Annotated in this window: 8 protein-coding genes; 4 read left to right on the top strand and 4 right to left on the bottom strand. The window is 40.3% G+C overall.

Translation table 11 applies throughout. From position 1 onward, the window contains the following. Window positions 1-88: 88 nt before the first annotated feature. Complete coding sequence (locus tag N5852_RS03110; protein ID WP_262098962.1) at window positions 89-3274, bottom strand: efflux RND transporter permease subunit; 3186 nt, start codon at window positions 3272-3274, stop codon at window positions 89-91. Continuing rightward, window positions 3271-4659, bottom strand: coding sequence for an efflux RND transporter periplasmic adaptor subunit (locus N5852_RS03105; protein ID WP_262098961.1), 1389 nt, complete (start codon window positions 4657-4659; stop codon window positions 3271-3273). The genes N5852_RS03110 and N5852_RS03105 overlap by 4 nt, the downstream gene beginning before the upstream one ends. 450 nt (window positions 4660-5109) lie before the next feature. Here N5852_RS03105 and N5852_RS03100 point away from each other — a divergent pair, with 450 nt between their 5' ends. The 4 genes from N5852_RS03100 to N5852_RS03085 all read left to right on the top strand — a co-directional run bounded on the left by N5852_RS03100 (window position 5110) and on the right by N5852_RS03085 (window position 13575). Then, the gene (locus N5852_RS03100) at window positions 5110-5724 is read left to right on the top strand and encodes a TetR family transcriptional regulator (protein ID WP_262098960.1); all 615 of its coding nucleotides are present in this window, start codon (window positions 5110-5112) and stop codon (window positions 5722-5724) included. 532 nt (window positions 5725-6256) lie between these two features. Continuing rightward, window positions 6257-9469, top strand: coding sequence for an autotransporter family protein (locus tag N5852_RS03095; protein WP_262098959.1), 3213 nt, complete (start codon window positions 6257-6259; stop codon window positions 9467-9469). A gap of 287 nt (window positions 9470-9756) precedes the next feature. Beyond that, complete coding sequence (locus N5852_RS03090) at window positions 9757-12048, top strand: AGE family epimerase/isomerase (RefSeq protein WP_262098958.1); 2292 nt, start codon at window positions 9757-9759, stop codon at window positions 12046-12048. 60 nt (window positions 12049-12108) lie between these two features. Next, on the top strand, window positions 12109-13575 hold the full coding sequence (locus tag N5852_RS03085; protein WP_262098957.1) for a nucleobase:cation symporter-2 family protein: 1467 nt from the start codon (window positions 12109-12111) through the stop codon (window positions 13573-13575). A gap of 29 nt (window positions 13576-13604) precedes the next feature. Here the strand turns inward: N5852_RS03085 and N5852_RS03080 are convergent, their stop codons facing one another. Continuing rightward, entirely contained in the window at window positions 13605-13853 is a 249-nt protein-coding gene (locus N5852_RS03080; protein ID WP_262098956.1) for a hypothetical protein, read from the bottom strand. A gap of 544 nt (window positions 13854-14397) precedes the next feature. Then, complete coding sequence (locus tag N5852_RS03075) at window positions 14398-15633, bottom strand: tetratricopeptide repeat protein (protein WP_262098955.1); 1236 nt, start codon at window positions 15631-15633, stop codon at window positions 14398-14400. Window positions 15634-15824 lie beyond the last annotated feature (191 nt).

The following is a 15824-nucleotide window of genomic DNA, read 5'->3' as shown; positions in this document are numbered from 1 at the left end:
GCAAGTTATTTAGCAGTTTTTAAAAGTGAAGCATCTTTAAGCAAAAAAGCCCCGCAAATTGCGGGGCTTTTTATTTTTATTGAGCTGTTTAATGACTTGCTGGTTGTGGTACATCACCACCATTACTGGTTCCATTATCAGTGCTGCGAGTTGCTTTACCTCTACCGCCGATCAAACGATAGAACATTGGAATAAAGAAGGTTGCAATACATGTTGCCGCCAACATACCACCAATAACGCCAGTACCAATTGCATGGCGGCTTGCAGAGCCTGCACCTGTTGAAGTTGCCAATGGCAACACGCCAAGAATGAAAGCAAGAGACGTCATAACAATCGGGCGGAAGCGCATTTTTGCCGCCGATAATGCTGCATCCACCGCTGACTTACCATTTTCGCGCTCAAGCACCGCAAACTCAACAATCAAAATAGCGTTCTTGGCGGCAAGCCCGATAAGCGTGACAAGCCCAATCTGGAAGTACACATCATTGGCAAGCCCACGTACCAAAGTAAGCAGCAGGGCTCCTGCAACGGCAAAAGGTACCGCCGTGATAACAGCAAGTGGCAAACTCCATTTTTCAAACTGGGCAGCAAGAATAAGAAATACCATTATGATACCGTAAATAAGCGCGGTACTTCCCTGACCTGAATTGGTTACTTCCTGATAAGAAGTCCCTGTCCAAGCGATCTGATAACCTTGCGGCAATACTTCTGCAGCGACCTCTCTCATCGCATTAATAGCATCGCCCGATGTATAACCAGAAGCAGCATCACCAGTTACTTTGGTAGCATAATAAGCATTATACCGCTCTAACTGATCAGGACCTACAACACGTGTTGCCTTGATCAATGCATCAAGTGGAACCATTTCGCCACTATTAGACCGAACAAAAACTTGTTTTAAGTCTTCAGGAGTACGGCGAAATTCAGCCTCAGATTGCAATTTAACCTGATAGTTACGACCATAAAGCGTAAAATCATTAATATAGACGTTACCAAAGGTTGATGAAAGCGCATCATAAATAGTGCTGATCGGCACATTCATTGCCAAAGCTTGCTCGCGGTCAACCTTTAAATCATATTGCGGTACATTAGGATCAAAAGTTGTACGAACCATTTGCGGATTTAATTCTGGACGCATCCGTGCTGCTTGCACAACCTTTTGCGTCACGTCATTAAGCTTTTTCAACGTTTCTTCAATAGTTTGTGCTCCGCCAGTACTACGATCTTGAATATAAAGCTCAAAACCACTGGAGATTGAAAGCCCCATAATTGGCGGTGGATTAACTGGGAAGATAAAGCCACCTTGGATCCCAGATGTTGCCCCCATAATTGGACCGGTCATTTGACGTGGATCCTGCATTGGATCACTACCACGAACACTCCAATCTTTCAGCGTTAGGAACATTGCCCCAGCACTGGTTTTAAGACCACTTGATTGCAAATCAAAACCAGCAATAGAAACAATTGAATCAACAGCCTTATTTTGACTTAATATCGCCTCGGCCTGTGTCATAATTTTAGAGGTGCGATCAAGTGATGCGCCAGATGGTAATGATACAAACACCATTAAGACGCCCTGATCTTCAGCTGGAACAAGTGCGCTTGGAACTTTTTCGAACAGATAGAAAACAGATCCGCAAACAAAAATGAAAATCGCGATACCAATCGCAACATAACGAATAAAAAACTTGACGCCATGCATATAAAGATTGGTAATTGCATCGAATAATTTATTGAATGCTCTGAAAGGTGCAATAGGTTCCTTATGGGTTGGCTTTAAAAGCAAGCTGCACAAAGCTGGTGTCAGTGTTAGAGCTACAAGCCCTGAAATTACCACTGAAATTGCAACCGTAATCGCAAATTGCTTATACATGATACCAGCAAGACCACCCATGAAGGACACTGGAATAAACACAGCACAAAGCACCAAAACAATAGCAATAATTGGCGAAGTTACCTCGGCCATAGATTTGACAGCCGCATCATGAGGTGACAGCTTTTCCTCACTCATCAGGCGTTCAACGTTTTCAAGCACAACAATAGCGTCATCCACGACGATACCAATAGCCAGCACCAAACCAAATAGCGTTAGCATATTGATAGAAAAGCCGAGAATATACATACCCGCAAATGTACCAATGATGGATATTGGCACCGCTATGAGCGGAATAAGAGTTGCGCGCCAGTTTTGTAAGAAAATGAAAACAACAATAATAACCAACAAAATAGCTTCGATGAAGGTATGAATAACTTCTTCAACTGAAACATTAATAAATTTGGTGGTATCATAAGGAACATCGAATGTAATACCCGATGGGAAATTCTTTGAAAGTACGTCCATGGTTGACTTAACGCTTTCCATGGTGGCTAACGCATTAGCACCTGGTTGCAAATAAATCATAATCGGCACCATCGGCGTACCATTAAGCTTGGTATCAACGACATATTGTTGTGTGCCAAGCTCAATGCGTGCAACATCCTTTAGGCGTAAAGCAGAGCCATTTTGATCAGAATTTAAAATGATGTTGCCAAATTCTTCTGCGGAAATTAACCGACCTTGGGTCGTCGCAGAATAAGTGTAAGCCCCCGATTGACTATCTGGGCTATCACCAAACCGACCAACTGCATATTGCGCATTTTGTTGTTGAACAGCTGTTATAACATCTGATGGAATAAGCTTATATTGCGCCAATTTATCAGGACGCAACCAAATGCGCATGGAGTAATCGATGTTACCGAGAACCTGAGCATCGCCAACACCTGAAATACGTTTAATATCATCCACCACATTAAGCAACGCATAATTGCCAACATAAGTACGATCATAGGATGCAGTATTTGACTGCATCGATACGATACCAAGAGTGGACGACGAACGTTTCACCACTGAAACACCCAAACGCTGTACTTCTTGTGGTAGTGTCGTCAACGCACGTTGCACACGGTTATTCACATTAATCGTTGCCTGGTCTGCATCAGTTCCTTGCTTAAAAGTCACGGTGATTTGCAAAGTACCTTGTGCATTAGACACCGTGTTCATGTAAATCATGTCTTCAACGCCATTAATTTGCTGCTCAAGAGGAACAGCAACAGTCTGCGCAAGCGTTTGCGCACTGGCTCCTGGATATTGCGCCGAAATTGTAACCTGAGGCGGCAACAAATCTGGATATTGTTCCACGGGCAAATTAGGAATAGATAAAATACCCGCAAGAACAATCACAATTGATAAAACGGCAGATAAAACTGGCCTATTGATGAAAAAACCATAATTCATTGTTTTTCACCCGTTTTAGGGGTTTTATCATCATTAGGAGCCGAGCTTTTTGCTTCGGCTTCTTGCGCTGGCTGCCCTTGCGTTGGTTGAGGCAATGCCTTTCCATCAAGTGTCGTCAAATTGCCGATTGCATCACTACCTGGTTTTTTCCGCCCCATGGCAGATTGAACCCCAACAATACCATCAGTAATAACACGTTCACCACCAACAAGACCAATAGTTTCCTCTATTTTTTTAGGTGTCACGGGTTGTGTTTCACCAGCCTGAGCTTGCTTATCTGCTTTGGGCTGGCCTTGTCCCTTTTGCTCCGCTTCAGCAGCGGGAGTAGCTGGAGCAAGCGGTGCATCAACCATTACCTTGGTTGCTGGCTCTAACAACCAATTACGTCCTTCAACCTCGCGCGCAACTTTAACAACGCGTTTTTGCAACTTCATATTTTCGTCGATAATATAAACATACTGATTAGTTGCATCTTGCAATAGCGAGGCTTCAGGAATGACGATGGCATTATCCTGTTTAAGTCCAAGTACAGTAACGCGTACAAATTGTCCTGCAACCAACTGCCGATTATCATTGTTAAAGACCGCACGCACACCCAATGTACCTGTGGTTGCATCTAGAGTTGGCGAGGTGAAATCAATTGTTCCAAGCTCTGGATATTCACTGCCATCACCAAAGGTAATTCTTACCTGTAATTTATCAATTTTTTCGCCGCGGGCATTCATGTCAGCCATTAATTTTTGAATGGCCTTGGCTTCGCTATCTGTATAGGAAAAATTAACATAAATTGGATTACTTTGGGTAATGCTAGTTAACAAGCCATTAGCACTAATAAGACTACCTTCAGGAACTTGTTCCCTAGAAGTAACACCACTTATCGGCGCTGTAACTTTCGTATATTGCAGGTTGAGTTCTGCTGTTTTTAACAACGCTTGCGCCTGCTGCAAACTTGCAGCATTGGCATCACGGGTTGCAAAAGCTTGATCGCGCTGCGCCGTACTATAAACACGTTGTTTTAATAATTCTTCCGCACGTTTTGCATCGCGCAGTGATTGATCATAAGTCGCTTGAGCCTGAGCGACCGCTGCCTTTTGGCGAGCAACCTCGGCATCATATGTATCAGGGTCTATTTCAAATAAAACATCGCCCTCTTTTACCTCATTGCCTTCAATAAAGTTGCGACGCAATAAAATGCCACCAACACGCGCTCTCACTTCAGTTTCGCGGTATGCCGCTACACGACCTGCATATTCATAGGTGATAGGAACTTCACGCTTATCAATGGTCACAGCGGAAACATTAGGAGGGGGCATTTGTTGTGGAGCTTTTTGTTCCTGACCACATGCCACTAAACTCAAACCGGTAGCACTGATTGCAATGCCCATCGTTAATTTCTTTAAAAAATTCATGTCTGATCAGACCTCTATATCATGATATGCCTAAAATATACCGACACCAATGTTTGTAAATAGGTGAAACCGAAGGTAAATTGAATATTTTGTTAAATTTACCTTGTTACACCCTACAATCAAGCGTTAAAATACTAATAATATGGCCTATACATGCTTCAAGTAAATAATTGAACTTATATTGTAATTATCCCATTGCCTAGGTAAAAGTCGATAGTTATTATCTCCCAGCATTGGTCACAAAAAAATGATCTTAGAAACACAAAAGCTGTAAAAACGCTGATTCTTGATGCTATTACAAAACTGCCCCTTTATTATCGTATCAAAATATCTGACTCTTAGCACAATAATGATTTACCAACAAATCGTAATTGCCTAGATTATATAAGCAAGTATTTGATATATATTGATTAACTTGGAACATATATGCGACGTACAAAAGCTGAGGCGGCAGCAACCCGCGATTCTATCATTACTGCAGCGCAATTTCTTTTCCTTGAACAAGGTGTTTCACAAACCACCCTTGCACACATAGCAAAACGTGCCAATGTCACACGCGGTGCTATTTATTTTCATTTTGCTGATAAAGCAGAAATATTTCGTGCCATGATTCAAAAAGTGCGCTTTCCGCAAGAAAGCCTCATTGAAGAAGCACAGCAAAGTGATTCTATTAATCCTCTTGATATTCTTGAAAAATCAGCAGCAGGTGCATTCAAAATTTTTAGCGAAGATGAGCAACAGCAACGGATTGTCACTATTATCACCCAACGCTGCGAATATGTTGGTGCTTTTTCTAAAAATGTAGAGCGTCTGCGCCAAGCGCAAAATAGCATGTTAGACCTTTTCATACGTCTTTTACAGGTCGCACAAGATCGACAGATGCTTAACCAAGATTTTTCGCCGGAAGATGCAGCCCGCATGCTCGTGGCCATTATTGGCGGAATTATCAGCGAATGGCTACATTCTGGCAAAACTTTTGATTTGCAAAAAATTGGCAATCAAATTGTAAGCATTCAAATAAAGGCATTACGCAGCACTTAGAAAAACAGAATGTTATTCGTCTTATTATTAATATTAAACAGAATAACCAATCGAAAACATGCAAATTCAAAATACATTTTTCATATACATTTTTTCAAAAATTAATTTAAAAAATAATAAACAGAATTTTATTTAAATATTACTTATTAAAACGACCAATTTAAAGTAATTTCAGCCAATCGATTATAAATAAATTATAATATTAATAATCATAAACAATATTTTATAAGATTATTATTAAATAAAACTTATAGAAACAGTTTCTTCTTTTATAGTAAAAATAAAACAATGTTTCAATATGATGCAATTTTGCAACAAAAAAAAATAAATATTAAGTCTTTTTTTTGTTTAGACTTATTTAAAGCAAATAAAAATGCCATTTTTTGGCTTAAAAATACGATTTAAATAAAAAATAAGATGTCGTCTATTTAAAACTAGATGTAGTTAGCATTGCATTTTCTTTTCTAATCGAATAGAAACGCCGCATTTACCTTTTTAACTTAATCATTAAAAGTCTTTTGCGGGGGCGAAAATGAAAATACTCAAAAAATATCAAAAATTTAAATACTTGCTTTTACCAATAACATTATTATCCATGATGCCAACAGCTGCTTGGTCATCATGTACTGACAATTCTTGGACACCTGGAAGCAATGCAGTTGGCGCTTCGGCTCGGGACGGCGATACATGCTATGCCAATCAAACTTCTTATATGGGGCGTTGGCCTGTATATGCGATTGGCCAAGGAAGTATTTTGAATTTCACTCAAGAAACGGTTACCGTCCAAGGCTATCCCTATAATGCTCACCATATTATTGCTATGGGCGGCAGTCAGATAAATTTTAACAACTTGAATTTAAAACTTGATACATATGTTGGCACAGCTAATGGCGGCGTGCGTGGTATCTATGCAGGTAAATATACTGCTACAAATGATATACCAGCTAATGTTACAATTAATGGCGATTTCACCGCACGTTTAGAAACAACAGATAGTATTCACGCTGCGGTTGAAACCGATAATGCTTATAGTGTTATAATAAAAGGTAAAACTGATATTGTTTTAAATAAAAACGTCGAAAACGCCATTGTGGCCAGAAATAATTCAACGATTTATTTTGGCGGTGATACAAAAATTCATTCGTTAAACAATAATCTTACTGCAGAAACGAGCAGCAATATTACAATTGATGGTGCGGTTGATTTTCTAACAACCCAATTCCGTTCAAATGTTTATGCTCGTTCGGGCGGGCAAATTTTTTTAAATGGCGGCGGTAATATTATATCTCAAGTAAATGGTGGTAATGCACTAAATGCAAATGGCGCAAATTCGCTTATTTCAGCTCAAAACGTCAGCATCACCACCAGTGGCGACAATAACGAAGGACTTTACACAATAAATAACGCAACCATTATTTTCAAAAATGGTACTATACAAACTGAAGGTGAATACGCTTACGCTGCTTATGCGGGTGCCGGCAGCCATATCATTTTTGAGGGTGGCTCAGTGACAACAAACGGCAAATATGCCGACGGCTTTAGAGCAACAGATGACAATTCACTTATTACTATTAACTCAGCTAACATTCGAACCAACGGTTTAAATGCCATCGGTGCATTTGCTGAATTAGGTTCTAAAATTACATTAACAAACAGCACTATTACAACAACGGGTGATGAAAGCCGTGGTTTGGCAGCTGAAGATGATGGGTCAATTCTCCAAGCTTCATCCGTCTCCATTCAAACTTCTGGATCAAAAGCATTCGGCATTGGTGCATCTCGCGGCGGAAGTTCAACCATAATTAATAGTACCATCACTGTTAATGGGGAAAATGCATACGGGCTAGCCGCATATGAAAATGGTACGCTTAATGTCGAAAACACTGCAATTACAACATCTGGCAAGGACAGTGCTGCTATATATGCAGGGCATTGGGACAATGGCACAGAAGAAAATATTGCAAAGGATAATAATATTTCTGTATCAGGTAGCTCTATCATTGCTGAAAATGGCGATGTCATTCGCGCGGAAGGCGTAAGCTTAAATCTAAACTTTAAAGATATCACTACAGTTGAGGCAAAAGCGGGTAATTTGCTGCATGCGATGGATGATGATATGGCTCGCCATAGCCGCATCAACTTCAATGCACAAAATTCAGACATAATCGGTAACATCATTGTTGATGACCAAAATATTGCAAATATTGCTTTAGTTTCTAGTCGCTTAACCGGTCAGGCTATTAATGCAACCAATGTCTCTCTAGATACCAATAGTCTTTGGAATGTAACCGCAAGCTCCACCATCTCTCAAGAGCTTGCGAACAATGGTACTATAGCCTTCCAAGTACCGACAGCTAATAATTTTAAAAATCTTCAAACACAAAACTATTCGACCAATAACGGTACAATTCACTTTAATACCGCTCTAGGTGATGATTCATCACAAACAGACCGACTAATTGTGGAAAATAATACGACGGGTACTGGCAATATTAGTGTAACCAACATTGGTGGTACTGGCGCACAAACGCTTGAAGGTATTAAGCTCATTGAGGTCAATGGCCGATCAAATGCAATGTTTACAATGATCAATGGTGATACAACATATAATGGTCAACAAGCGATGGTCGCTGGTGCTTATATCTACAGCCTCTATCAGGGAGGTGCAAGCACACCAGATGATGGAAACTGGTATTTACGTAGTGTAACGGAACAAACAAAACGCATATACCAACCTGGTGTTCCTATTTATGAAGCCTATCCGCAAACTTTATTAGCGTTAAATGCTCTGCCCACCTTACAACAACGTGTGGGAAATCGTTCATGGCTTCAATCTAATGCTTCTGTTGACTTAGATTCAATAATTAATAGTTCTTTTGCGTCGGATACAACTGGATTTTGGATAAAAATGGAAGGAGGATATAATAAGGTGGATCCAAAGCACTCAACCACCGATACAAAATTCGATCAAAATACCTTCCGAATGCAAGCTGGTATCGATGCTCCAATGATTGAAACCCCTAACAACACATTGATTGCTGGTATCAATGTACAATATACACGTGGCAAGGCCAATAGCGATTGGCATTGGAGCGATCTTAAAAACTATGGTGACGGAACAGTTACTACCGATGGCTATGGCTTTGGTGGTACTTTAACTTGGTATAATGACACTGGTTTTTATATTGACAGCCAAACACAATTGACCTGGTTTAATAGTGACCTGCAATCTAAACTCGACAATAAAAATCTTGTGAATGGCAACCGAGGATTTGGTTATGCACTATCTGCCGAAGCTGGTAAAAAAATTGCCATTGGAAACAGCCTAAATTTGACACCTCAAGCACAATTGATGTATTCAAATATCGATTTTAAGAGCTTTAACGACCGCTATAATACCAGAGTAAATCTCAATTCAGCTGATAGCTTACAAACACGTATAGGCCTCGCTTTAGAACGCGAAAGAACTGCTAAAGGCAATAATGGCCTTATGAACCGCAGTCTCATTTATGGAATTGCTAATATTTACTATGAATTTTTAGATGGATCAGAGGTTAATGTGAGTGATGCAAAATTTGTGTCGCAATTAGACAAATGGTCTGCTGGCATTGGCTTTGGGGGATCTTATAATTTTGCCGATGATAAATATTCGATATATGGCGAAGCCTCTGCCAATACATCTCTTGAAAATATTGGCAATAGTTATTCTTTAAAGGGCAATCTTGGTTTTAGAAGTAAATTTTAAAATAACAATGCCTCCGTTTCATAATACGAGCATATCGAAATCTTTTATAGGGAATTTAGATATGCTCGTAATTTTAATAAATTTTCCCCTAGCAAAACCTGTTACAATTTCTTATAAAAATGATATAGCTTCTCTCATAAAATTATAATTTGGATAGCTTGGCGCTTTTCAATTTGTAAAAAACTGTATCAGCCTATAAAGACATCCAATAACCACTTAGTTATTTATTGGCTAAATATGCAAGGTAAATTCACCAAATTGACCTTGCGGTATTGCAGGAGAATGCCATGACGGGAAAAATTATCAGCTTTATTATGAGTGGCGGCATCGGCTCGCGCCTCTGGCCATTATCGCGTGAAGATTTCCCCAAGCAATTTCATGATTTTTCCGGCCATGGCTCTATGCTATCACAAACGGTAAGCCGTCTTAATCATCACGGCGATACACCGATTTATCTTATTGGGTCTGAAGCCCATGCGAGCCGCCTTAGTCAAGATATTGCAGGTCTCCCCTTAAATGGTGGCCGCCCAATATTTGAGCCAATTGGCCGCAATACAGCCGCTGCCGTAGCGCTTGCCAGCCAAATTGCGCTATCCGAGCAAGGCGAAGATGCGCTCGTTCTTGTTGTACCAAGCGATCATGAAATATCGACAAATGATGATTTTTGGGCAACGATTAATGAAGGCAAACTTGCTGCCCAAAATGGCAAAATCGTTGTTTTTGGTATTGTGCCCGATAAGCCGGAAACAGGCTATGGCTATATTGAAACAGCCAAAGATAATAATCAAGCTCTAGGCAAGCATGTTTTTGATGTGGAGCGATTTGTTGAAAAGCCTGACCTTAAAACTGCACAAAACTATGTTGCATCGGGTAACTTTCTTTGGAATTCTGGCATTTTTCTATTTAGTGCCAAAACGATGCAAGAAAGCTTTTTGAAACTATCTGCTGATATATGGCACAAGACCGCAAAAGCCTTAAAGGCCGCTAATACCGACATTTCTGGCACGTGGCTTCCCTTTGATGACTATGCAGATATTCCGTCAACCTCAGTTGATTATGCTATTATGGAACACGCAGACAATATCGCTCTTGTCCGCGCTAAATTTCACTGGAATGATTTAGGCTCATGGCAATCCTTGCTCGACGCACAAGGCGAAAACAATAATCGAGATGAATTTGGCAATGTCATCATTGGCGATGTTGTAGCAATTGATTGTGAGCGCTCATATTTACGCTCGCAAGGGGGGCTTTTATCAGCGGTTGGCCTACGCAACATGGCAGTAGTTGCAACCAGTGATGCAACCTTTGTTGCCCCCGTCAGTCAAAGCCAAAATGTACGCGAAGTGGTAGCTGCTTTAGAAAAATCCGGTCGCTTAGAAGCAAAATTTACCCCCGCGCCGGATCGTATGCCGATTGCTGGTAGTTATAATGCACGGGTTGAACATTGGCTATTTGACGAAACCTTGCCGCTTTGGTCAACATACGGAGTTGATGACAAGGGTGGATTTTATGAAGCATTGGGGCTTGATGGCCTGCCGATTATCGGTGAGCGGCGGATGCGTACCATGGCACGGCAAATTTATGCCTTTGCCATAGCCGGTGAAATGGGTTGGGATGGGCCAGCGCAGCAGCTTATCGACCATGGGCTTGATTTTATTTTAAAACACGGACAAACGGCAAATGGTGGCTGGGCTTCAAGTTTTGATGCCAGTGGCAACATCTTAAATCCCGTGGAAGATCTTTATGACCAAGCTTTTGTTTTGTTGGCGCTTGCTCATGCCCACAAGGCCGGCCATAAAAAAGCTTTGCCTGCCGCCATTAATAGTTTTGCATTTTTAGACGAATATTTAAGCGATAAAAGCGGCAAAGGCTTTTTTGAAACACCCAATGGCGAGCGGCAATGGCGGCGCTCCAACCCACATATGCATTTATTAGAGACTTTTCTTGCATGGTATGATGTAACTGGTAACCTTGATTATTTACAACGCGCATCGCGCATTGTTGATTTGTTTAAAAGCCATTTCTTTGATCGTGATAGCTGGACATTAGGCGAATTTTTTGATGATGATTGGCGTATAGCCACGGGCGAATCCGGTGACATTTGTGAGCCCGGCCACCATTTTGAATGGGCATCTTTACTTATAAGCTATCAAAATCTTTGCACAAAAACCAAAAAGCCGTGCGAAAACCTTGTTCCATTTGCACGAAAACTCTATGCTTTTGGCATTGCCAATGGTCTAAATCGTGCGACTGGCCTTGCCTATAATTCTGTTTCACGCTCAGGCTTTCCAATTGATCGCAACTCACGAAGCTGGCCACAAACTGAAGTGATTAAGGCCGCTATTGCTCTTGATGGCAATCAGGGACCCGACTTAAAGCCAGAAATTGAAGCGCGGGTCGGGCGGTTATTTCGTTGGCATATTGATGCCGCACCCAAAGGTCTTTGGATTGACATGATTGATGAAGATGGCCGTGGCCGTTCCAATGAAGTGCCAGCTTCCATATTTTATCACTTAGTTTGCGCCCTCACCCAATATCGCTCTTTTGCCCAACAAATTAGTCCAAAACTCAATAGTTAGTGAACACTGTCTTTAAATAAGTTTACCATCTAAATTTCGTGTCAATTAAGTAGGCCCATCATGACATCGCCCCAAGAAGCACCAATAACGCAACCCAACAATAGTGAACTTATTTATGGCATGGATGCTCGTCCAAAGCCGCATATTGCGTTTTTTGCGGCTTTTCAACATTTACTGGCGATAATTGTGCCAATTATTACACCGGGTTTTTTAATCTGCAACGCGGTTGGGCTTAATGATCGTGATACATCAATGATCCTGTCGATGTCACTGGTGATTTCTGGGATTGCTACCTTTGTGCAATGTCGCAAATTTGGGCCATTAGGCGCCAGCCTTTTGATTGTACAAGGAACGAGTTTCAACTTTGTTGGCCCACTTATTGCCGGCGGCGTTTTCATGGTAGAACAAGGCGTTCCAGCTGAGCAAGTTATGGCAACCATTTTTGGTGTAGTAATAGCTGGCTCCTTCATTGAAATGGGCGTTTCCCGCATTTTACCCTTTGTGCGGCGCATGGTAACACCATTGGTGACGGGCATTGTTGTTTTAATTATCGGCCTTTCCCTCATTAAGGAAGGTTTGATAAGCATGGGTGGCGGTTATGCAGCCATGAAAAACGGTACTTTTGCCAGCCCTGATAATCTCATACTTTCATTAACCGTATTTATTCTTATTATCATTTTTAATCGTATGAATTACATCTGGCTTCGCTCTAGTGCGATTATGCTCGCTTTGGTGGCTGGTTATATTCTAGCAGCACTCATGCGTGATTTAAATCTTGTCCCCTTAGCACAAGCACCAATTTTTGAAATACCGCGCCCTATGCATTTTGGTATTTCATTTTCTTGGTCACTGTTTATTCCAATGATTGTTATCTATCTTGTGACATCGCTTGAAGCGGTTGGCGACATTACGGCAACCAGTAAAATCTCTAAAGAACCAGTTGAAGGGCCAAAATGGATGGAACGCATTAAGGGCGGCGTTTTAGTCAATGGCGCTAATTCGTTGCTTGCTGGCTTTTTCAACACTTTCCCAAGCTCTGTCTTTGCGCAAAATAACGGTATTATCCAATTAACTGGCGTTGCCAGCCGCTATGTTGGCATTTGGATTGCTGCAATTTTGGTGATCCTTGGTCTATTTCCTATTTTTTCGGCTGTTATCCAATCTTTGCCAGAAGCAGCGCTTGGCGGTGCAACTTTAATCATGTTTGGCTCGGTTGCCGCCTCAGGCATCAATATCCTATCAAGCATCAATCTTGATCGCCGTGCCTTATTGATTATTGCTGTGTCTTTGGCATTAGGTCTTGGCATTGCACAAGTACCCCAATTTATTGAAGCTTTCCCAATATCAGTAAATTTAATGATTTCCCATTTATTTTTATGGGTTGGTATTGAGACTGTACCAAGCTTTATTAGTGCTGGGCCTGTTGTTATTGCAGATCTTATGCGCTCACCACTTGCCATGGGCGGCGTTACAGCAATTTTGCTTAATCTGTTTATTCCAGAAAGCGAAAAAACAAAAGCGGCTTAAAAGCCGCTTTATTACTGTATTTTTAAATCTTACTCAGATGATCCACTATTGGGCTTAATTGAGCCTGTAATGGTTTGATCTGTTAAATTGGGATAAAGACTATCCGATAATTGGCGATCTGTCCGCTGCATTAAAAGCGGTACTAAAATAAGACCCAACATAACAGCAGCCATGCCAAATAATAAAATAAACCGTAAAAAGCCAACACCAGCTTTCAAAGAATATTCGCCAGCCATAGAGCCAATATTTTCAATTTCTACGCTTTTTGCATGACCCATGATTAACTCCAACTAGCTATGGAAGATTTAAGGCAAAGAACCCAATATACTTCCGATAAGACATCAAAACTATCTCATATTCTACAGACAATAAGATAATCTCATGTGATCATTATGCATTGATTCACCGCAAAAAGCCCGTAAAAACCGGAAACATTGTTTATTAAAACGTGAACAAAAAACAAATAAACGCATCACGCACAAAAATAAAATAAATTAAAATCAATTAGATAGCAGCGTAAAACGACTTTACACACATAGCTTTAAAAGCAAAATAAAATATATTTAATGGTTAAAAAAGTGTTATAAAAAAATTTCACACCAAGAATAAAATAATAAAAACAATATGTTACAAAAGACACAACTCTTTACCTTGGTTTACCAATTGAACAAGCTACCAATTATGAGCATGCAAAACCGAGAATAGTATTGAGATAGCTTTTGGTTAAAAATTTTCTCATACTATTTCATTCAAATTAATAGGACCTGTTTCAAGTCGGTGTTGACGCAAACCTGTCAAAATTTTTGCATTCTCATTTTAGGTTTATTTGTTTAATGCGTCTATTGCACTTGGGATACCTGGAAGGCCATGATTTTCCGCTAGTTTAAACCATTTAGCCGCTTCAACCTTATCTTGCGGCACACCATTTCCTTTTAAAAACATGAGACCAATATTATATTGAGCATAGGGGTAGCCTTGGTCTGCTGCTAACCTATACCATTTAAGCGCTTCATTCTTATTTTGTGGAACACCATTTCCTTGGAAATATAAAACACCAATATTATATTGGGCATTGACATCACCTTGGTCGGCAGCTTGTTTAAACCATTTAAAAGCCTCGCTCGCGTTAGACCGATCACCCATCCCATTAATATATATATGGCCTAAACTTCTTTGTGCTTGCGCATTACCTTGTTTTGCTGCTTGCTTGTAATATACAATTGCTGTGGTAATATCCTTTGTAACTCCAAAGCCACCTTCATACATATAGCCAAGATTATATTGAGCATCATGAAGGCCCTGCTCGGCTGAAAGTCTAAACCATTTAGCTGCTTCAACAAAATCTGCTCTAACACCAGTGCCCCTAGCATACATAGAGCCAAGAAAATATTGGCTATCGGCATTATTCTGATCTGCGGCCATTTTAAACCACCTAACCGCTTCAAGCAAATCCTCGTTATCAACAGCGTTTTTGGAATATATATGGCCTAAACTATTTTGAGCTTCAGGTAAGCCTTGATCTGCGGCTAACTTAAACCAATTAATTGCCTCTAATTCGTTTTTAACAACCCCTACGCCTTTTTGATACATTACACCAAGATTAAATTGCGCATTAGCATAATTTTGCTCTGCCGCTTTTCTATACCATTTAAGTGCTTCCGCCTTATCCTCTTTAACACCCATACCATTTTCACACATCACAGCTAGATTGAATTGTGCTTCATGTAGGCCTAGCTCAGCGGCCAACCTAAACCATTTGGCTGCCTCCACAGCGTTTTGTTTAACAGCTGTACCATTTATATAAATAAGCCCAATCCTAAATTGCGCATCAGCATTGCCTTGATCCGCAGCCAGCTTATACCATTTTATGGCTTCCTCTATATCTTTCTCAAAGCTTATACCTTTTTCATAGTTAAAGCCGAGAAAATATTGGGCCTTTGTATCCCCTTGTTCAGCTTTTGCGCGCAGTTGCGAGACGTAATCATTGCTATAGCTAAAATTAACTAAAAGTGTGCTTATGATAAATACAAAAAATAAATGTAGACTATAATATTTCAATGACACCTCCTATTAATCTAAATTGTATCTATGTGCTAAGTTTAAAAAAATTCCAGCAAAAGGTAAAACAAGTTTTACTTATCAACAATAGGCCGAATAAGAAATTTGGAGAACTATATTTGATGAATATACGAAATAGTTATATGTCAAACCAATTTGATGATGATTATGCGACTTGTGAAAATTGTTAT

The sequence above is a fragment of the Bartonella sp. HY328 genome (genome assembly GCF_025449335.1).
GTDB lineage: Bacteria > Pseudomonadota > Alphaproteobacteria > Rhizobiales > Rhizobiaceae > HY038.
The sequence above is the reverse complement of the archived record's forward strand: the minus strand, read 5'-3'. Positions and strand labels throughout refer to the sequence as shown.

Coding starts and splice junctions, on each gene's coding strand:
- N5852_RS03105 (WP_262098961.1), bottom strand. CDS start 4,659: ATGGGCATTGCAATCAGTGCTACCGGTTTGAGTTTAGTGGCATGTGGT.
- N5852_RS03095 (WP_262098959.1), top strand. CDS start 6,257: ATGAAAATACTCAAAAAATATCAAAAATTTAAATACTTGCTTTTACCA.
- N5852_RS03100 (WP_262098960.1), top strand. CDS start 5,110: ATGCGACGTACAAAAGCTGAGGCGGCAGCAACCCGCGATTCTATCATT.
- N5852_RS03085 (WP_262098957.1), top strand. CDS start 12,109: ATGACATCGCCCCAAGAAGCACCAATAACGCAACCCAACAATAGTGAA.
- N5852_RS03090 (WP_262098958.1), top strand. CDS start 9,757: ATGACGGGAAAAATTATCAGCTTTATTATGAGTGGCGGCATCGGCTCG.
- N5852_RS03080 (WP_262098956.1), bottom strand. CDS start 13,853: ATGGGTCATGCAAAAAGCGTAGAAATTGAAAATATTGGCTCTATGGCT.
- N5852_RS03110 (WP_262098962.1), bottom strand. CDS start 3,274: ATGAATTATGGTTTTTTCATCAATAGGCCAGTTTTATCTGCCGTTTTA.